Origin of the sequence: Peribacillus aracenensis (genome assembly GCF_025175645.1) — a bacterium.
GTDB lineage: Bacteria > Bacillota > Bacilli > Bacillales > DSM-1321 > Peribacillus > Peribacillus aracenensis.
In genome coordinates this window covers 17,857-37,025 of record NZ_JANZMJ010000033.1, presented here as the reverse complement: position 1 = coordinate 37,025, position 19,169 = coordinate 17,857, and the positions used below count along the sequence as shown (strand labels likewise).

The 19,169-nt window shown below is 40.8% G+C and carries 20 protein-coding genes; 18 read left to right on the top strand and 2 right to left on the bottom strand.

Annotation, left to right across the window (positions count from 1 at the left end; genetic code table 11):
• Nucleotides 1-93 precede the first annotated feature (93 nt).
• Complete coding sequence (locus N0M92_RS23640) at nucleotides 94-843, bottom strand: DUF4397 domain-containing protein (protein ID WP_260288151.1); 750 nt, start codon at nucleotides 841-843, stop codon at nucleotides 94-96.
• 237 nt (nucleotides 844-1,080) lie between these two features.
• On the opposite strand from N0M92_RS23640, the gene msrA reads away from it, so the two are divergent.
• A complete protein-coding gene (gene msrA / locus N0M92_RS23635) occupies nucleotides 1,081-1,572 on the top strand; it encodes a peptide-methionine (S)-S-oxide reductase MsrA (RefSeq protein ID WP_397443918.1) in 492 nt (163 codons plus the stop codon).
• Nucleotides 1,562-1,990, top strand: coding sequence for a peptide-methionine (R)-S-oxide reductase MsrB (gene msrB / locus N0M92_RS23630; protein ID WP_260288149.1), 429 nt, complete (start codon nucleotides 1,562-1,564; stop codon nucleotides 1,988-1,990). Before msrA ends, msrB begins: the two co-directional genes overlap by 11 nt.
• A 55-nt stretch (nucleotides 1,991-2,045) precedes the next feature.
• Here the strand turns inward: msrB and N0M92_RS23625 are convergent, their stop codons facing one another.
• Entirely contained in the window at nucleotides 2,046-3,134 is a 1,089-nt protein-coding gene (locus N0M92_RS23625; RefSeq protein ID WP_260288148.1) for an SGNH/GDSL hydrolase family protein, read from the bottom strand.
• A gap of 307 nt (nucleotides 3,135-3,441) precedes the next feature.
• On the opposite strand from N0M92_RS23625, the gene N0M92_RS23620 reads away from it, so the two are divergent.
• The 16 genes from N0M92_RS23620 (at nucleotide 3,442) to N0M92_RS23545 (ending at nucleotide 18,512) form a co-directional block, all read left to right on the top strand.
• On the top strand, nucleotides 3,442-3,615 hold the full coding sequence (locus N0M92_RS23620) for a YjcZ family sporulation protein (RefSeq protein ID WP_260288147.1): 174 nt from the start codon (nucleotides 3,442-3,444) through the stop codon (nucleotides 3,613-3,615).
• A 321-nt stretch (nucleotides 3,616-3,936) separates the two neighbouring features.
• The gene (locus tag N0M92_RS23615) at nucleotides 3,937-4,911 is read left to right on the top strand and encodes a S66 family peptidase (protein ID WP_260288145.1); all 975 of its coding nucleotides are present in this window, start codon (nucleotides 3,937-3,939) and stop codon (nucleotides 4,909-4,911) included.
• 221 nt (nucleotides 4,912-5,132) lie between these two features.
• Nucleotides 5,133-5,462 (top strand): hypothetical protein, encoded by a 330-nt coding sequence (locus tag N0M92_RS23610; protein ID WP_076366028.1) that lies wholly within the window; start codon nucleotides 5,133-5,135, stop codon nucleotides 5,460-5,462.
• A gap of 181 nt (nucleotides 5,463-5,643) precedes the next feature.
• Nucleotides 5,644-7,008, top strand: a complete 1,365-nt coding sequence (locus tag N0M92_RS23605; protein WP_260288143.1) for an aspartate aminotransferase family protein — start codon at nucleotides 5,644-5,646, stop codon at nucleotides 7,006-7,008.
• Nucleotides 7,009-7,010: 2 nt separating this feature from the next.
• Nucleotides 7,011-7,721, top strand: coding sequence for a CoA transferase subunit A (locus N0M92_RS23600; RefSeq protein ID WP_260288176.1), 711 nt, complete (start codon nucleotides 7,011-7,013; stop codon nucleotides 7,719-7,721).
• Nucleotides 7,688-8,353: a 3-oxoacid CoA-transferase subunit B gene (locus N0M92_RS23595; protein WP_260288142.1), complete on the top strand. Its 666-nt coding sequence runs from the start codon at nucleotides 7,688-7,690 to the stop codon at nucleotides 8,351-8,353. The genes N0M92_RS23600 and N0M92_RS23595 overlap by 34 nt, the downstream gene beginning before the upstream one ends.
• 9 nt (nucleotides 8,354-8,362) lie before the next feature.
• Nucleotides 8,363-9,634: a peptidase gene (locus N0M92_RS23590; protein ID WP_260288141.1), complete on the top strand. Its 1,272-nt coding sequence runs from the start codon at nucleotides 8,363-8,365 to the stop codon at nucleotides 9,632-9,634.
• 78 nt (nucleotides 9,635-9,712) lie between these two features.
• Entirely contained in the window at nucleotides 9,713-10,561 is an 849-nt protein-coding gene (ablB, locus tag N0M92_RS23585; protein WP_260288140.1) for a putative beta-lysine N-acetyltransferase, read from the top strand.
• A gap of 83 nt (nucleotides 10,562-10,644) precedes the next feature.
• A complete protein-coding gene (locus tag N0M92_RS23580; protein WP_260288139.1) occupies nucleotides 10,645-12,024 on the top strand; it encodes a sigma-54 interaction domain-containing protein in 1,380 nt (459 codons plus the stop codon).
• 118 nt (nucleotides 12,025-12,142) lie between these two features.
• On the top strand, nucleotides 12,143-13,546 hold the full coding sequence (gene kamA, locus N0M92_RS23575; RefSeq protein ID WP_260288138.1) for a lysine 2,3-aminomutase: 1,404 nt from the start codon (nucleotides 12,143-12,145) through the stop codon (nucleotides 13,544-13,546).
• Between the two features lies 1 nt (nucleotide 13,547).
• A complete protein-coding gene (locus tag N0M92_RS23570; protein WP_260288137.1) occupies nucleotides 13,548-13,829 on the top strand; it encodes a YokU family protein in 282 nt (93 codons plus the stop codon).
• A 325-nt stretch (nucleotides 13,830-14,154) separates the two neighbouring features.
• The gene (gene qoxA / locus N0M92_RS23565; protein ID WP_260288136.1) at nucleotides 14,155-15,096 is read left to right on the top strand and encodes a cytochrome aa3 quinol oxidase subunit II; all 942 of its coding nucleotides are present in this window, start codon (nucleotides 14,155-14,157) and stop codon (nucleotides 15,094-15,096) included.
• Nucleotides 15,097-15,146: 50 nt separating this feature from the next.
• Nucleotides 15,147-17,102 (top strand): cytochrome aa3 quinol oxidase subunit I, encoded by a 1,956-nt coding sequence (gene qoxB, locus N0M92_RS23560; RefSeq protein ID WP_260288134.1) that lies wholly within the window; start codon nucleotides 15,147-15,149, stop codon nucleotides 17,100-17,102.
• A complete protein-coding gene (qoxC, locus tag N0M92_RS23555; protein ID WP_098369342.1) occupies nucleotides 17,093-17,689 on the top strand; it encodes a cytochrome aa3 quinol oxidase subunit III in 597 nt (198 codons plus the stop codon). The genes qoxB and qoxC overlap by 10 nt, the downstream gene beginning before the upstream one ends.
• Nucleotides 17,690-17,691: 2 nt before the next feature.
• Entirely contained in the window at nucleotides 17,692-17,976 is a 285-nt protein-coding gene (gene qoxD, locus N0M92_RS23550) for a cytochrome aa3 quinol oxidase subunit IV (RefSeq protein ID WP_192205165.1), read from the top strand.
• A gap of 335 nt (nucleotides 17,977-18,311) precedes the next feature.
• Nucleotides 18,312-18,512, top strand: coding sequence for a hypothetical protein (locus N0M92_RS23545; protein WP_260288133.1), 201 nt, complete (start codon nucleotides 18,312-18,314; stop codon nucleotides 18,510-18,512).
• Nucleotides 18,513-19,169 lie beyond the last annotated feature (657 nt).

The following is a 19,169-nucleotide window of genomic DNA, read 5'->3' as shown; positions in this document are numbered from 1 at the left end:
TGGAATATGAAAAAAGGATGATTAGCCCTTATAGACTAACTATCCTATGTTTTGTTATCTAAGTATTTCGATGCACCCTGTTTTTCTATCCATTTATGGAGAGAGCATTAGGGATTCTAGTGAAGATGATTCCCGACTCGATCCGATTATATAAATGGTGGAGGGTGTATTATCTTGGAAAGCCTTGTTTGGCAAAGGGAGTGCGATCTCTTTTGTTCCAGATATCCTCACTTCGAAGTCTATTATCATTGGATGAATATTAAGATATTCGCTTGCTTTCCTGAAATGGAGTTGATCAAAAACGACATCTCCATCTTTGACGGCAATATCCACCGAGAGTAAATCATGTGAAAGCTGGATGAATCGAACCTTCGCTTCATTCGGGGGAACAAATGGATTATCCTCGAAAGGTAACATTTTCAACGATTCATTAGCCTGTGGAGGCGCTAGAGCAATGGTATAGGAGCTCCCGCTTTCGAAAGTCAATTTACGGCTTAAAAGAGGTAAGGTGCTTTGGCCGCTGCGGTATATATCCAATTGGTGCTTGCCAGGAGGCAGTGGTAAATAACCATTGTTCTCTTTATATGAGAAACTTTTGAGGATAAGCATTTCATTTGCATAAACATCAAATGAGGGAGCTGTCGGGACGGCATGTAAAAAGCGAACTTGTGCCGGCAGTGTGATATCCAGTTGTTCAAATCCCAATTGTTGTGTTGCTTTTTCGGGATTTTTCAAATGCTTATGGTAATAATAATCTTGGAATTGCGGATCGCTGTTTTTATTATAAGACGATAGTAAATCATATGTTACCGATTTTTGTGAATATGATTGTTTATCGCTCATTTCCAACACCTCTCATTTTTCCATTATGTTTTTAACATATGTAATTATGCTTGGGCATGTGTCTCCTTTTTCAAAGGGAATGGACCATTTTCGTAAAAAGGTTCGATCGGCATATTATTTTACAGGGTAAAATAAAAGCGTTAAAATGCATTCAATGGATGGTTTGTAAAAAAGGAGGATTTTCATTTGACAAAGCAATTAGAGAAAGCAACATTCGCAGGTGGATGTTTCTGGTGCATGGTGAAGCCGTTCGATGAACAGCCTGGCATCGAATCCGTTATCTCTGGCTATACAGGCGGGACTACGAAAAATCCCACATACAAAGAAGTTTGTTCTGAAACCACGGGACATTATGAAGCCGTTCAGATCACCTTTGATCCAAGCGTATATCCATATGAGAAGATTATCGAGTTGTTTTGGCAGCAAATTGACCCGACAGATGCTGGCGGGCAATTTTATGACCGGGGAAGTTCCTATCAAACGGCGATCTTTTATCATGACGAAAACCAACGTGAAATTGCAGAAGCATCCAAAGCCAAGCTGCAGGAGAGCGGGAAATTTTCTGGACCGATCGTAACTCCGATAATACCAGCCAAAACATTCTATCCAGCTGAGACATACCACCAGCATTATTATAAAAAGCAACCTGAGCATTATGAAAGATATTCGATCGGCTCAGGACGCAAAGCATTCATACAACATCACTGGGGGGGAAAAAATGAAAAGTAAAGAAGAATTAAAAAAGAAACTCACTCCGATTCAATATGAAGTTACACAAAATTCTGGAACGGAACCCGCCTTTAACAATGAATATTGGAATATGAAGGAGGAAGGATTATATGTCGATATCGTTTCAGGTAATCCTCTTTTCACTTCAAAGGAAAAGTTCGATTCAGGCTGCGGTTGGCCAAGCTTCACTAAACCGCTTAAAGAAGAGGAAGTGGTGGAAAACCTCGATACGAGTTATGGTATGAGAAGGATCGAAGTTCGATCAAAAACGGCTGATTCCCATCTGGGTCATGTTTTCAATGATGGGCCGGGACCGTCGGGATTACGTTATTGCATCAATTCTGCTTCATTAAGGTTCATACCGCTCCAAGATCTTGAAAGAGAAGGATACGGAGAATACAAAAAGCTTTTTGATTGATTGGAAAACCCCCTATCAGAAATGGATAGGGGGTTATTTTAATATTGGGTGGGATTCAATCGGTGATGATTGATGCGATCCGGACAAATGGAATGGTGGTAAGTTCCATTGCCTTAGTCCTGCCAGTCACCTCAAACCGGACAGTATGTGAACCGGGACGGAGCCCATTCGTGACAAATAAATATCTTTCACGGGCAAATGGCCACCACGTATTCAAAGTCGTGATTTCATTTCCATCGATCCATACATTCACTTCCCCACCATCAGGACTTCTAAGCAGTTTCACACCAAGCATACTCCCTTTGAAGGTATATTCAATCACACTGCCCTTTTCACTGCTAGTGAAATAGCCTCCCCTTGGACGGAACCCGCTCATTTTTTCATAGTGGTCAATTTCCGATAATTCAAATTCAGAACGGGCATGCAGCTTAGATGGAAGGCCTGCTACAGCCTTTTCCCGTTTGATGTTATCAAGGAACCGTTCATAAATTGCATCAGCATATAATTTATAACCAAGCCCATTTGGATGAATCAAATCTCTGGTCAGCTGTTTTTCCGTATATCCTGAATTTTTGAATATTGGTCGCATATCCACATTCGTTGCACCGTAGTGTTTGGATAAAAGTCCGATGGCTGAAGCAAATTCCTCATATTTCAAGGAACTCTCTGTTATTGTGAATAATTCAGCATTAGGGTGGAGGCGTTTTGCCTTCCTCATTAACGCTTCATATGTCATGGTAAAATCATCGACATTCATATATTTGCGGTCATTTTCACCAAAAACGAAGAAAATCAGATCTTTATGATCATGCTCCCTTCTTTGGGAGAGCTTGAATAGCCCTTCAAAAGCAGTGGATCCGCTTTGGACCACATAGTCACCGTGTAAAGGTATATCATCGGCATCATTCATCTTATTTTCCAACTGTTTGAACCATGTTAGATTAGGATTTTCAGCTCCGGACCCTCTTCCGATACTGTCACCAATGACAAGATACTGAATGGTCTGGCCTGATTGGAATTTTTGATAAACATTTATCGAATCATCTGATCCATATGTTTTAGGGACTTTTTGAAGGATATAGCTGAGTAGAAGGATCGTGGCAATTGCAGCGAAAGGGATGAAGGGTTTTGCGTTCGTTTTCAATTATGTTCCCCCGTATTGCCTTTTATGTATCCATGTAGGTATGGTGATAGCTTAAAAAGGCTAAGAATTGTTTTTTTTCTTATTATATCCCAATTTTGAAGTAACACAATAAATATAAAACGTTTTTTTGACATTTTTCATGGTTAATCGTGGTATTTCAGACATTGAATGATTAGCGGTGAAGATGGTGCTGATTGAAGTTTTTTCTAAAATCCAGAAAAATAGGCAAATGCACAGACCGAGGCGGGCGTATTGACATATGGTAAGGTGTAAAGAGAAATCAGAATTCTAAAAGGAGTGAAACTTTATGTACGGATATGGTGGAAATGTTGCAGGACCAGGGTACGGTTATGGTGGAGGTGGCTACGGCGGCGGTGGATACGGATATGGCGGCGGTTGCTGCGGATTTGGATCAGGCTTCGCATTAATCGTTGTCTTGTTCATTCTATTGATCATCATCGGCGCTTCATTCTGCTGCTAAGACAATAACCCAAAGACCAGTTGATAGCTGGTCTTTTCTTTATGTAAGGAAATTGGTGGGGGACGGTGGGTCTTTTAGATTCAAGGTCTCTGACTGAAAAAACATGTAATCCAAATGAGACAGGGGATGCATAACCATTCCTTTTTCCAATCCTGATAATGGCACGTCGGGAATGACGAGAGAATCTCATTGAGGAGGGAAATCAGGCCAACCAGGAAGTAAAATGAGTTGTGTGAATGCCATTAAGGGTCATGGTTTTTCTTTGTCCACCATTTCTGCTAAAATAACGACAGAATGTAATTAATTTAGGGGGATAAAGATATGAAACCTTCCCGTTTAAAAGCAGGGGATGAAATACGCGTAATCGCTCCTTCAAGAAGCTTGGCGATTGTCAAAGGGGAACAACGCAGATTGGCAGAAGAAAGGTTGACTGAACTTGGTTTTAAAGTGACATATGGTGAAACGGCTTTGTTCCATGATGACTTTTTCTCGAATTCGATCGAAGACCGGATCGAGGATTTGCATGATGCGTTCAGGGATCCGAATGTGAAGGGGATTTTTACAGCCATCGGGGGATATAATGCTAACCAATTGTTACGGTATATCGACTATGATTTGATTAAGGAAAACCCAAAAGTGTTGATGGGGTATAGTGATATAACCGCAATTTTATTGGCCATATATAATAAAACAGGCTTAACTACATATTCAGGTCCTCATTTCTCGACGTTCGGGATGAAGGCTGGTCTGGAATATACGATGGAATATTTTAAAAAGGCTGTAATTGAAAGTGATGGCTTTTATCTTGATCCAAGTGAAACGTGGAGTGATGATTCATGGCATTTAGAACAGGATGAGCGCACCTTCCACCCGAATGCTGGATACATGGTCATTCAAGAAGGTGAAGCTGCTGGGACAATAATTGGGGGAAATCTTTGTACACTCAATCTATTACAAGGTACAGAGTACATGCCATCTTTAAAGGACAGTATTCTTTTCATAGAAGATGACGAAGAAAGCCACCCATTCAGTTTTGACCGGGATTTACAATCCTTGCTCCATCAGCCAGGTGCAAGTGGGATTAAAGGAATCGTCATCGGCCGTTTCCAAAAGGATTCAGGAATGACGGAATATGCGTTGCAAGAAATCATCGCCGCCAAAAAGGAGATAAATGGCATTCCCGTGATCGCTAATGCCAACTTTGGTCATGTTCATCCATTTGTAACGGTGCCGGTTGGTTCAGGGGCAGTAATGAAGGTGAAGAACGGAAAAGCGACGATCCAAATCCATCCATGACACAGTGTGAAGACGCCGTTCAAAAGTGGACGGTGTTTTAATCTGTTCGGGATATGCATGAAAATATTTTGCATTAGGGTGTATTTTAGGAGTCTTTCCTCTTGTCAGCCCTGGAAATAGTCCTATTTTACAAGCATTATTAGGGAATATGAGTCTAATAGTTCAAATTCTATATTTTTCTGATATAATACTAAGAGATTTAAAATAGAAAAGGTGATTATGTGTTATTAACAATTCCAGCATCCATTCGTTTAGAGGGGGCTTTGGCCGAGTATAATAAAAAAGGCCGTGTGAGCCATACATGTTTCGTTTGTAACGAAGATACTTCAAATGGGGATGCAAGTAACTTGAACTATTATAAGTTAGGAACTAAAAAAGTTTGTCATTCCTGCATGAAAAATGTTTTACGTCATCCGTCTTTAAAAGAGTATGAATATGTGCATACTTCAGTTATCGATAAAACTGCTTTTTATAAAAATGTGCTGGCTGTTTTAAAGGATGAAAGTTTTTTGGAGTCAATTCGTGAAGAAAAACTAAATAGCGCATTGTAAGAAAAAAGTGTATCTCTCGCGGATACACTTTTTTTGTCGCCATTTTTGGACGATCACCCATGAAAGCAAGAAATTTATCCGTTAACATGCTTAGGCCAATTTCTTTAGCAAGATTGCTTTCATCTGGACATACACTTTACTATATTGCATTTGTTTTTAATGAGAAGGAGTGTGTGGGCTTATGGAGCAGTCTTCATTGATCAAACCGGTCCTGGGAGGAGCCTACCCGACTATCAGTCATGGTCAGGGAGTGTTTTTATACGACAAAGATGGAAAGGAATACCTTGATGCTTCTTCCGGTGCAGTTACAGCCAATATTGGCCATGGAGTCCAGGAAATCATTGAAGCGATGATAAAACAGGCCAAACAGGTTTCATTTGTGTATCGTTCCCAATTTACCAGCGATGCTGCAGAGAAACTTGCCGGAAAAATTGCGGAATTGACCAAAGGGGAACTGACATACAGCTTTTTTGTAAACAGCGGCTCCGAAGCGACTGAAACGGCATTGAAAATTGCCATCCAGCATTGGCAGGAAAAAGGGAAGCCCAAAAAACAAAAAATCATATCGAGATGGATGAGCTACCATGGCATCACGATGGGAGCTCTTTCAATGTCTGGACATCCGATTCGCCGGGAAAGATTTACTCCTATGCTTGAATCATATCCTTCTGTATCTCCTCCATATTGTTACCGATGTCCACTTCAACTTGATCCACATACGTGTGGAATGTCCTGTGCTTCGGAATTGGAAGCATCAATCCGGCGTATTGGCAGTGAAAATATAGCGGCTTTCATTGCAGAACCTGTTATCGGCGCAGCCGGAGGGGCCATTGTTCCTCCTGATGGTTATTTTCGAAAACTAAAGAAAATCTGCGAAGAGAATGATATTTTATTCATTGCGGATGAAGTAATGACCGGATTTGGACGCACCGGTAAGATGCTTGCTTCTGAATATTGGAATGTGGAGCCTGATATCGTAACATTTGGTAAAGGTATGAGCGGAGGGTATACACCGATCGCGGCCGCAGTAATGACCAAAAACGTGATGGAGCCCATAATGAAAGGGTCGAAGTTAATTATAGGAGGCCATACTCTAAGTGCAAATCCCTTATCGTGTGCGGTGTCTTTGGCCGTTTTAGAATATGTCGAAAGAAATGAACTTGTCGAAAAATCAGCCGACAGAGGGAATTACCTGATTAGGGGCCTGAAAAAGTTGGCAGGGAAGTATTCCTTTATCGGTGATATACGCGGGAGAGGTTTATTGATTGGCATCGAATTTGTCCAGGATAAAGCAACGAAGGCCCCATATCCGAAAGAGGCAGACGTGACTAATGAAATCATTGAATTGGGAATGAGGAATGGAATACTTCTTTATCCCGCAGCTGCAGGCCTTGACGGTGTAACAGGATCAGCGATCATCATCTCCCCGCCGTTAACGATATCGGAAGAGGAGTGTGCTGAACTGTTAATGAGGGTCGATATAACTTTTAGGAAATTTAATGAATCGATAGGTAAACGGCAATTACAACAAGGAAGTGAGTCATAGTGGTGGAAAATACATTCCAGAAGATTTGTCGTTTGGAGGATGTCCGCCATCACTTTAAAGATAAACAGTCCATCCTGTTTGGGGGGTTCGGCGGCATAGGGACGCCTCCGGGATTGATCAACCTGATTTTGGAATCAGGTATTAAGGATTTAACCTTGATTGGGAACGATACAGGTTTCCCCGATATCGGAATCGGAAAACTGGTCACCCAACGCCGTGCGAAAAAAATCATCGTTTCCCATATCGGTTCGAATCCAAATGCAGGACTATTAATGAACAATGGAGAACTCGAAGTGGAGTTCTCTCCGCAAGGGACACTTGTCGAACGCATCCGGGCCGGAGGGATGGGACTCGGCGGGATATTGACTGATATTGGAATTGACGCCGATATCGTCCGGGACGGCAAGCAAACCGTAAAGATAGGTAAGACAAATTATCTGGTGGAACCGGCATTAACTGCGGATATCGCCATTGTTTACGCAGAAATGGCAGATTCTTATGGAAATCTTATATTTGATAAAAGTGCCAGGAACACGAATCCAATCGTTGCTGCGGCCGGTCAAATCACTATAGTAGAAGCCATGCAAATCGTTCCGCTTGGCACTTTGGATCCAGAGGACATCATTGTACCCGGTGCCTTTGTGGATTATATCATTCCATCAAAAGGAGTCGATTGGAAATGGGTTTGGCAACCGGAGATAGAAACAGAATAGCGAAACGGGCAGCAGCAGAAATAAGCGATGGGATGCTTGTCAATTTGGGAATTGGCATTCCATCACTTGTACCGAATCATCTTTTGAATGATCATAAAGTTATGTTTCATGCAGAAAATGGCCTTGTGGGAATTGGCAGTACTCCTGAAATGGGGAAGGAAGATCCGCATCTTTGCAATGCCGGGGGATTGCCGATCACCATTAGAGCCGGTGCTTCTTACTGCGACAGTACTGTTGCATTTGGGATGATACGGCGAGGCAGGGTGGATATCACGATTCTAGGAGCCCTTCAAGTAAGTCAAGCGGGGGACCTCGCTAATTGGATTGTCCCGGGAAAGCGGGTGCCAGGCATGGGCGGTGCAATGGAACTGGCTGCGAAGGCAAAAAAGGTCATTGTCTTGATGGAACATAACGATAAAGCGGGCATGTCTAAATTAGTCAAAAAATGTACGTTGCCGTTAACTGCCAAGAAATGCGTACATATGATCATCACCGAATTAGGCGTGTTTTCCGTAACTTCGGAGGGTCTTCTATTAACTGATGTATTTGATACGTCCAGCATTCAGGAAATCAGGAATCGGACCGAAGCCTCGTTTACCGTCTCTGAAAACATCCATATTTTAAAAGAATGAGAGAGGAGAATGGATATGTATGAAGAAAAAATAAGAACATGGTTAAAGGAACATCGGATGAATGGGGTTCAGCTTTTGCAAAAACTGGTTCAGGAACCGAGCAAAAGGGGGCAAGAAGGAAGTGCACAAGCAATAGTGGTCGAGAAGTGCAGACAACTTGGACTAGAAATTGATCTTTGGGAAATCGGGGATGAACACTTAAGAAAACATCCCCATTTTTATTGCGACCGCAGGAATTTTAAAGGAAATCCGAACCTTGTGGCTATTAAAAGAGGAACAGGCAATGGGAAATCCCTTATTTTAAACGGGCATATTGATGTAGTTCCTGAAGGAGATCATGCAGCATGGCACGATGAACCATATAGCGGCAAGTTGATAGACGGGAAAGTTTTCGGGCGGGGAACGACGGATATGAAAGGCGGCAATGTATCTTTATTGCTCGCAATCGAGGCGATCGTCGAATCTGGAATCCAATTGAAGGGAGATGTGATATTCCAGAGTGTGATTGAAGAAGAAAGTGGTGGTGCCGGCACACTTGCGGCAGTCATACGGGGGTACAATGCTGATGGTGCAATCATTCCAGAGCCTACAAATATGAAACTATTCCCTTTACAACAAGGTTCGATGTGGTTTCGACTGAGAATAAAAGGCAAGTCTGCACATGGAGGCACGAGGTATGAAGGAGTCAGTGCAATAGATAAAGCGGTTGGTGTAATGAATGAAATCAAGTTGCTTGAACAAGAACGAAATGAGTTACTCCGTCATTCACTCTATAAAAATGTCCCTATCCCGATTCCAATCAATATAGGTAGCATTCAAAGCGGGAACTGGCCTTCCTCCGTACCGGATACAGCCGTTCTAGAAGGTAGATTCGGCATCGCCCCGACAGAAACCATGGAAGAGGCACAAAAGTCGCTGAAGGAGCGGATTGATGCTTTAAACCGGACTGATGCATGGTTCAAAGAAAAACCTATTGAATTAGAATGGTTTGGGGCCAGATGGCTGCCTGGCAATCTCGAAATAAATCACCCGCTTATGAAGGCAATTGGCACATACTATGAAAAAGTGGTAGGGGAAGAACCGCTTGTCGAAGCGTCCCCTTGGGCGACGGATGGAGGGTATCTTTCATCGGTTGGCTCTACCCCAGTAGTTGTGTTTGGACCAGGGGAAACAAAGATGGCCCATGATTCGAACGAATATATAGAGGTGGATAAAATGATGGAGGTAGCGGAAATCATCGCATTGACCATTATTGAATGGTGTGGGGTGGAACAGGAATAATCATTTTTCCCAAGGTCTGATTCCAGGAAGGGTCAGACCTTTCGCAACAATTTTCGAAGCTGTGAAAGGAGCGGACAAATGGAGGCTAAAATCATTGAAAAAAGAATTCAAAAGCCAAGGTGCACCATACATATTACGATCGACCATTTTAATAAGCGAATCAGGGTTGATGATTATCTAGGTCATTTTCAAGATTGTTTGGAGGAATCTTTGAAGGTGGCTAAAGGCGTATCAGCAGAAAAAATCATCTTCAAATCACGCAGGGAAAACGTTATGGCATTGCTTGCTCAAGGCTTTCTATATGAAGGAAGCATCGATAAATTCTTCTTGGGAAGCGATTGTTTCTTCCTTGTTAAATATAACCGGAATGAAAGGCGCAACAGTGCAGAATGGGAGAAGGAAGATCAAATCCTTACCGATGTTCAGAGTCTGCCGACAAAACCCGGTCTGGAAGATCCGCCGCCAGCCTATCAAGACCGTAAAGCAGAAGTTACCGATGCACTTCAGCTGGCCCAATTGTATGATAAGGTTTTCGAAGTGTATCCCACACCGATGAATGATCCGGTATATGTGAAAAAGTGCATGGAAATGGGAACGGTTTTTTATGTTTTTGTCCATGAAGGGAGGATCGTCAGTGCTGCTTCCGCAGAAATTAATTCCTTTTACCATAATGCAGAAATCACCGATTGTGCGACATTGCCGGAACATCGGCAGTACGGCTTGATGAAACACTTGATTTCCGCGCTTGAAGACTATCTTATTTCACATGGCATTTATTGTATCTATTCGATTGCCAGGTCGCTCTCATTCGGCATGAATGCTGCATTGCATCAGCATGGTTACTCGTACCGCGGACGTTTGGCTAATAATTGTTATATCTTCGATAAACTGGAAGATATGAACCTTTGGGTGAAAAATTTAACTTGAATGATCATTTTTAGGCGGTTGATGACAAGTTTTTGGCATTTCCTCATATACATTTAGCAAGAAGGGCTTTTAGGGGGGATATTTTGCCAAGTGAATTTTTTAATACAAGTGAAGTGTTGGAAGCGATATTAGAAACCATTGATGAAGGCATTCATGTGATAGATCCAAAAGGAATGACCATCTTTTATAACGGAGTGGCAGCCAATCATGATGGGATGAAAAGAAGTGAGGTAGTTGGGAAACCGTTGCTTGAAGCCTTTCCTTCGTTGAATCACAAATCATCGACCTTACTCCGGGTCATTAAATCTGAAAAACCAATCTACAACTATAGTCAATCGTATGTAAATGCACATGGACGAATCATAGAGACGCTAAATACGACGCTCCCCATATATGTTGACGGGTTTATGATAGGTGCAATAGAAATTGCCAAGGATTATTCAAGCTTGAAGCAATTATCTGAAAGGTTAGCTGATCTGGAAAGCTCGCTCAAGACGATCAAAAGTCCTGAAAGGAAAACGCCTGCAAACGGCGGATTGTATTCCTTTGCGGAAATCCTGACAAAAGATAATGGGTTTAAAGCTTTGATATCACAAGGGAAAAAGGCTGCCCGCTCCTCCTCATCGGTATTGGTTTATGGGGAAAGCGGTGTAGGAAAAGAGCTTTTTGTTCAAAGCATCCACCAAGATTCGAGCCGCAGTAAACAACCGTTCATCGCGCAAAATTGTGCTGCCCTACCAGAAAGTTTATTGGAATCGCTTCTATTCGGTACGGCAAAAGGAAGCTACACTGGTGCTGTTGAACGTCAGGGATTGTTTGAATTAGCCAACGGCGGAACTTTGTTTTTGGATGAATTGCAATCGATGCCGATTGACTTGCAGGCAAAGCTTCTGCGTGTACTAGAAGATGGGTTCATCAGGAGGATAGGCGGCACAAAGAGTGTACAGGTGGATGTCAGGATCATGGCTGCGATGAATATGGATCCGAAAAAGGAGGTATCGGAAAACAGGCTAAGGCCGGATTTGTTTTACCGATTGAACGTATTGAGCTACGAGTTGCCTCCGTTAAGGGAGCGGATTGATGATATAGAGCTTCTTTCTCAACATTTCATATCCATATTTAACAGTAAACTAGGACTGTCGATAAAAGGCATGGATGAGAAGACTAAGGCTTTTTTTCGGAAATATCATTGGCCAGGAAACGTAAGGGAGCTTAAACATACGATAGAGTTCATGATGAACCATACGGAGAATGATGTTTTGAATCTTGAAGATTTGCCCCAATTTTTAAAAAAGCCCACCCCATCAGAAAAAATCCTTCCGCTTCGTGAGGCCATGATTGAGATGGAAACAAAATTGATTACCGAGGCGCTGCTTCAAACGAACGGTAACGTTTTCCGGGCATCGAAACTATTGCAAATTCCAAGACAGACCTTGCAATATAAAATAAAAAAGCATATTTGAATGGAAAAAACCGGATGCACCCAGCAATCCGGTTTTTTTTATGGGCATTCAAATTTTTGGGTCATTTTGGCACCCTTCTTGCATTTAATACTACTATCATAACTCAGGAGGTATAACCATGTTATTTGACTTATATAAGCCAGATCGAAATTGGAAAGATATAGAGCTTTGGAAAGATGTAACCGAAGAACAATGGAACAACTGGCTGTGGCAGCTTACGAATACGATCCGGACTGTTGATGATTTGAAAAAAGTGATAAACCTGACTCCGGATGAAGAGGAAGGTGTGAGGATTTCCACAAAAACCATTCCATTGAATATCACCCCATACTATGCTTCGTTAATGAATAAAGATGACCCAAGGTGTCCAATCAGAATGCAATCGGTCCCAATCTCGGAAGAAATGCATAAAACCAAATATGACATGGAAGACCCCCTTCATGAGGATGAGGACTCCCCAGTACCGGGACTGACCCATAGATATCCGGATCGTGTTCTTTTTTTGGTGACGAATCAATGCTCCATGTATTGCCGTTATTGTACGCGAAGACGCTTTTCAGGCCAAATTGGCATGGGCGTGCCCAAAAAACAATTGGACGCTGCAATCGGTTATATACGTGACACGCCGGCAGTTCGGGATGTCCTTATTTCCGGCGGGGACGGATTATTGATCAATGACACGATCCTTGAATATATCCTCAAAAACTTAAGGGAAATTCCCCATGTTGAAATAATCAGGATAGGTACGCGGGCTCCGGTTGTTTTTCCTCAAAGAATCACTGAAAATTTATGTGCCATTTTAAAAAAATATCATCCGGTTTGGCTGAATACTCATTTCAATACCTCGATAGAAATTACCGAAGAGTCAAAGAAAGCATGTGAGATGCTTACCGATGCAGGTGTACCTGTGGGCAATCAGGCAGTTATTTTAGCGGGGATAAATGACAGTGTCGCAATCATGAAAAAGCTGATGCATGATCTTGTTAAGATCCGTGTCCGCCCTTACTATATTTATCAGTGCGATCTCTCGGAGGGCATCGGCCATTTCAGGGCGCCCATTTCAAAAGGGATTGAAATCATCGAGGGGCTCCGAGGCCATACATCCGGGTATGCTGTCCCTACCTTCGTCGTCGATGCTCCAGGAGGGGGAGGGAAGATCACACTGCAGCCGAATTATATCCTTTCACAATCTCCAACAAAAACGGTGCTGCGCAATTTTGAAGGTGTGATAACCACATATCCTGAACCTGAGAAATATACACCAGGACTTGCCGATGATTATTTCAAAGGGGTATATCCTGATATGGAAGGAAAACCGTCAGATATAGGTGTATCGGGTTTAATGAACGACAAACAATTCAATTTAGTGCCTGAAGGGCTGAGGCGAATGAATAGACGGGAAAATTACGTGACCAACCCAGAGCATGCTTCATTGAAAAACCAACGTGAAAAGCGAGATCTGTTAAAAGAAAAGAAATTCCAGGCACAGCAAAAAAAGGGCACTCAAAAGGGGGATGAATAGCATGGAGACGTGTCCATGGTGTGAGAAAGGGAAGCTTGCATCAGTAAAGGGGACTGTGTATTGGGAATTGCCGGATGGTACGAGGGCAGTTGAAATTACGGAAACCCCTTCATCCCATTGTGAGAGTTGCGATGCCTTTTTTCAAAGTGATGAAATAGTGAAGGAAATTGAAAATCAACTATTTTTAATTGATTCGAAACAGCTAGGGAAACAGACGACGTATGACGAGTTATTGAAGATGAAGCGGGTGTTAAAGCGGAATTATTTTGATTTTGGGAAATAACAAAATGATTAGAAGTTGCCTCATCAACTTTTTTGGTGAGGTTTTTCTGTGCGCCCGGAGGTGAGGTCCGCCATGTTAAATTTTCATCTTCACTACCCTTTCTTAGACTACTAGGATTAAAAAAATCCATGGAGTATATCCTCACATATTCAAATTCCTTTTCAAAGCAAGTAGGTATTTAGATAACCTGTTTCTCTGAACATTCCCCAAATGAATTCATACATATTCATCCCCCCTCTAAAAAGTGATTGTGAGAAATTACCACTATTAATAAACATTATTTGGGATAACTTAGAAATAAAATCTTAAAAGAAAGGATAAATATATGAAAACAAAATGGGTTTCATTAGCCATTCTTTCTACCATAGTCAATGTGCTTTCTGGCTGTGAATCATTAGCGGTCTTAGATCCTAAAGGACCTCAAGCCCAAACGCAAGCCAATGTGATTTGGCTATCAATTGCGATCATGGCGGTTATTGTTATTGTTGTTTGTGCTATTTTAGTCTTTGTGTTAACGAAATACCGTGATTCTAAACTACCTAAAGAATATGAACCACCCTACATTGAAGGGAATCACGTTGTTGAAACGATTATTGTTGGGGTGCCGATTTTAATCGTCATTTTCTTCTCCGTAGTTACTGTAATTTCCAACAATAAAGTGGAAGCCACTCCGGAAGGGTACAAAGGACAAGATCCATTAGTTATTTACGCTTCGTCATCTGACTGGAAGTGGCATTTTAGTTATCCAGAAAACGATATCGAGACAGTAAACTACTTGTATATTCCAACAAATCGACCACTCGAATTTAAACTTTATTCATTCGGGCCTATCACGAGTTTCTGGATTCCACAACTTGGCGGTCAAAAATATGCCATGTCTAACATGGTGACCACATTACACTTAGCAGCGGACGAATCAGGGGAAATGATGGGACGAAATGCAAACTTTAGTGGGAAAGGATTCGCTGAAAATACGTTCCACGTCGAAGCGATGTCTCAAGATAAGTTTGATGAATGGGTAAAAGAAGTTAAAGAAACTGCGAAACCTATTACTGAAGTAAGATTCAATGAATTATTAAAACCGGGTCATGAGGGACAGTTAACGTTTACTGGCAATCATTTAGACTTCTCACCAGCTCCAGAAGGTGAAAATGCTGGACATCATCATGGTTCAAGTGACTCTAACGCGGATTCAAAAGGTGAACATATGGAGCATGATCATAAGTCAAGTAATAGTAAAGAAAAATCAGCACACAATCATGAATAATTTCTTAGTCTATCTCAAGAAAAATATTTTCAGGAAGGAAACACAAAAGTATGGGTTTTTTCTCTAGATTTCTTATACCTAATCCTAGTCCCGTCATTTACTCATCAATGGTGGCCATTGGTGTTACTGTTCTCTTGATCATTGTTGGTTTAACCCACTTTAAAAAATGGTTTTATTTATGGAGTGGCTGGCTAACAACAGTCGACCATAAAAGAATAGGTATTATGTATCTAATATCTGCTTTGTTGATGCTATTTCGTGGTGGGGTAGATGCTGTGATGATGCGTGCGCAACTTGCCGTACCGGATAACAAATTATTAGATTCACAGCACTATAATGAAATTTTTTCAACACACGGGGTTGTGATGATTATCTTTATGGCGATGCCGTACATTATGGCCTTAATGAATTTCGTAGTGCCATTACAAATTGGAGCGCGTGATGTAGCATTCCCACGTCTAAATGCCATAAGTTTCTGGTTATTTTTTATGGGTGCGATGCTATTCAACATCTCTTTTGTAATTGGTGGATCGCCTGATGCAGGGTGGTCATCTTATTTCCCGCTTGCAGGAAATGAATTTAGCCCGCATGTTGGAACGAATTATTATATGATTGGCATTCAGATAGCCGGAATAGGTACATTAATGACGGGGATTAACTTTTTGACGACTATTCTTAAAATGAGAGCACCCGGTATGACATTAATGAAAATGCCAATGTTTACATGGTCTTCTTTAGTCACAAGCGTTATTATCATTTTCGCATTCCCTGTATTAACAGTGGCGCTGATCATGGGAACAATGGATCGACTATTCGCAACCAAGTTTTTCACAATGACTGATGGCGGTATGGATATGCTTTGGGCTAACCTGTTCTGGGTTTGGGGACATCCTGAGGTATATATCTTAATCTTGCCTGCATTTGGTCTTTTTAGTGAGATTATCCCAACCTTTTCACGACGAAACCTATATGGCTATCGATCAATGGTTGCTTCAATGGTATTTATCTCTATATATTCATTCTTCGTTTGGACGCACCATTTCTTTACAATGGGGCAAGCAGCATATGTTAATAGTATTTTCTCGATTACAACGATGGTAATTGCTATTCCAACTGGAATCAAGATCTTTAACTGGTTGTTCACGATGTGGAAAGGTAGAATCAGATTTACCGTACCTATGCTTTATTCAATAGGTTTCATACCTCTTTTCACAATCGGTGGAGTTACCGGGGTTATGCTTGCAATGTCAGCGGCGGATTATCAATACCATAATACAATGTTTTTAGTAGCTCACTTCCACAATGTCATTATTCCGGGTGTAGTATTTGCTGTGCTTGGTGCCGGAACTTACTACTGGCCGAAAATGTTTGGTTTCATGTTGAATGAAAGGATTGGGAAATGGGCGTTCTGGTTTCTAACCATTGGTTTTTGCTTAGCATTCTTCCCTATGTATATCACTGGTTTAGATGGTCAAGCACGTCGTATATACACATACTCTGAATCGACTGGATTTGGACCATTGAATATGATTTCGTTTATCGGGGCAGCTTTTATGGCAATCAGCTTTGTATTAATCGTATATACGATTTACTATAGCATTCGCCATGCTTCAAAAGAAGTTGGTGATGATCCGTGGGATGCACGTTCCCTTGAATGGGCTACTCATAATCCAGTACCAGAATATAACTTTGCTATTATTCCACAAGTGAATTCAAGGGAAACGTTTTGGGATGCTAAATATAAAGGTCATGAATTATTCAAGGGTGAGTATGAAAAAATTCATATGCCCAATAACAGCGGCGTACCGTTTATCATGTCCTGTATCTTCTTTGTCTTTGGATTTGCGTTAGTATTCAGCATATGGTTTCTTGCGATTATTGGGTTAATCGGTATCTTTGTTTGCATGGCTCATCGTTCATTCGAAATAGATCATGGTCATTACATTTCTGTAGAAGAAATTAAAGAGACAGAAGCAAAATTTAGGGGTGTTAATAAATGGAAATAGATCACTCGCAACCTCTTGAATATAGTACGGAACAAAATCGTCTGAATATTTTAGGCTTCTGGATTTTCCTTGGAGCCGAAATAATGCTTTTTGCAACACTCTTTGCATCATATTTTACATTAGTTGATCGTACGGGTAACGGTCCTACTGGAGCAGAAATTTTTGAAATCACTCCAGTACTTGCTGAAACATTCTTGCTCTTAACAAGCAGTTTTGTCATCGGGCTTGGAATTCATGCCATGCGACTTGGCAACAAGAAAGCCATGTTGACATTCTTCGTAATCACTCTTCTTCTTGGATTAGGATTCTTAGGATTTGAAATTACTGAGTTCATTACCTATTATCGCGAAGGAGCTACACTGCAAACTAGTGCATTTACATCGATGCTATTTACAACATTAGGGACACATGGAGCACATGTTACATTAGGGCTTTTCTGGGGGTTATTTATTATCCTTCAAGTGAAAAAACGCGGGTTGACACCTGAAACAGCCAATAAATCCTTCATTTTCTCTCTTTACTGGCATTTCTTAGATATCGTTTGGATCTTCATCTTCACCTTTATCTACATGAAAGGAATGACATAAACATGAAGGAATTATTCCCGGCTAAACAAATATGGGGTTTTGTATTTTCATTGATTTTGACATTTGTAGCTCTTTTGGTTTACTTCTTCAATATGTCAAAAGCAACAGGCATGACGATTTTTATATTGACAGCATTCATACAAGCAGCTGTTCAACTTGTTGTATTTATGCATGCTCGTGAAACTGATGATAGCAAATCAATTTTTATGACACTATATTGCGCTATATTACTGGCTCTAATAACTGTCTTCGGTACAATACTATGTATGGTCTGGGGTTTTTATTGATATGAAACAGCTCGGGAATCAGTAGGCGTATGATGAGTAATTGAAGTTGAAGTAGGGACAATGAACTATGAATAGGGAAAAGCTTATAATGCTCTATCGCAATATAACTGCTGATAAATTCCAATTTTAAAAAGCGACCTACATTTAAGGGGTACGGATTTTGTCATTCCCTTTTAAGATTAATTCCAACCCAATGAGAATTCAGTCTTAGCTATTGGATCTCCACGTTTTAACATTCTCACTATTCATATTAAATAATATACTTTACTCTAATGGATTTATTGTTTTGTCAGAAGTACCTCTTATAAATCTAACTAATGAGTGGTAAAAGTAAAATGATTCATTCATTTTCTAACGGAGAAATCGATTCTTTAGTGACAGATACAAGCGAATTGCTGGGGGAAATAGCCACTGATAGTGCGGATTCAGATGGCCATCTAAGTGAAAAAATGTTTAATAAACCATTAAGGAAAAGTAATGGCAGGGTGTTTGATGGGTGGGAAGAGTACCAAAAAGAAATTTCCTATTTCTCCTGATGCAATGAAAGCTTATTAAGAGCTTCATCGTGAAAATCCTACTCGTGTTCTTCATATTAATCGTAAGAACCCCAATATCATTGAAAATATGGATAGGTGTAAGTCGATAGTGAAAAGACCGGATTTTTTACATGCAAATAAAAGCAAAAAATAATAAAACTAACAATAGAGTTCAATTGAAAGGAAGTAGAGATGATTATTCTTTACTTGCTTTTTCATTTATTTTTTGATTATTAAAGTGAGCTAGCAAAATAACTAAGTAGTCAGTGGAACAACCATGTGTCCACTGGCTTCTTTTCGAATGTTTTCTATAGAAACGACTACAATAAAAACGACGTCCTACCTTTGTAAAGTGAGCTAATGAACATGAAAAGACTGTTGAAACGTAATTACTTTAATTTTTAGCGGCAGGGTGCATTCCCCTCATTTTAGACAGTGAAAACCACTATTTCTTTCTTAGTTGAAGGAGATTTTTCCCTTTTGCAAAAAAAAGCCTGCTGGTAAATTGGATAATGAGGTTTTGGAGAAATTCCACCATCCTTCAAGCGGCATGACAGTACATGCTTAGCGTATTTGTTAAGGGACTGGGCATTAGGTTAAACAAGATTGAAGCACTTCGTTTCCTTTATCGAATCATGAAGAACTAAAGTCCTTAAA

Bases quoted from the DNA above. Each gene is read 5' to 3' on its own strand.
- N0M92_RS23640 (WP_260288151.1), bottom strand. From the start codon at position 843: ATGAGCGATAAACAATCATATTCACAAAAATCGGTAACATATGATTTA.
- msrA (WP_397443918.1), top strand. From the start codon at position 1,081: ATGGTGAAGCCGTTCGATGAACAGCCTGGCATCGAATCCGTTATCTCT.
- msrB (WP_260288149.1), top strand. From the start codon at position 1,562: ATGAAAAGTAAAGAAGAATTAAAAAAGAAACTCACTCCGATTCAATAT.
- N0M92_RS23620 (WP_260288147.1), top strand. From the start codon at position 3,442: ATGTACGGATATGGTGGAAATGTTGCAGGACCAGGGTACGGTTATGGT.
- N0M92_RS23615 (WP_260288145.1), top strand. From the start codon at position 3,937: ATGAAACCTTCCCGTTTAAAAGCAGGGGATGAAATACGCGTAATCGCT.
- N0M92_RS23605 (WP_260288143.1), top strand. From the start codon at position 5,644: ATGGAGCAGTCTTCATTGATCAAACCGGTCCTGGGAGGAGCCTACCCG.
- N0M92_RS23595 (WP_260288142.1), top strand. From the start codon at position 7,688: ATGGGTTTGGCAACCGGAGATAGAAACAGAATAGCGAAACGGGCAGCA.
- N0M92_RS23590 (WP_260288141.1), top strand. From the start codon at position 8,363: ATGGATATGTATGAAGAAAAAATAAGAACATGGTTAAAGGAACATCGG.
- ablB (WP_260288140.1), top strand. From the start codon at position 9,713: ATGGAGGCTAAAATCATTGAAAAAAGAATTCAAAAGCCAAGGTGCACC.
- kamA (WP_260288138.1), top strand. From the start codon at position 12,143: ATGTTATTTGACTTATATAAGCCAGATCGAAATTGGAAAGATATAGAG.
- N0M92_RS23570 (WP_260288137.1), top strand. From the start codon at position 13,548: ATGGAGACGTGTCCATGGTGTGAGAAAGGGAAGCTTGCATCAGTAAAG.
- qoxA (WP_260288136.1), top strand. From the start codon at position 14,155: ATGAAAACAAAATGGGTTTCATTAGCCATTCTTTCTACCATAGTCAAT.
- qoxB (WP_260288134.1), top strand. From the start codon at position 15,147: ATGGGTTTTTTCTCTAGATTTCTTATACCTAATCCTAGTCCCGTCATT.
- qoxC (WP_098369342.1), top strand. From the start codon at position 17,093: ATGGAAATAGATCACTCGCAACCTCTTGAATATAGTACGGAACAAAAT.
- qoxD (WP_192205165.1), top strand. From the start codon at position 17,692: ATGAAGGAATTATTCCCGGCTAAACAAATATGGGGTTTTGTATTTTCA.
- N0M92_RS23545 (WP_260288133.1), top strand. From the start codon at position 18,312: ATGATTCATTCATTTTCTAACGGAGAAATCGATTCTTTAGTGACAGAT.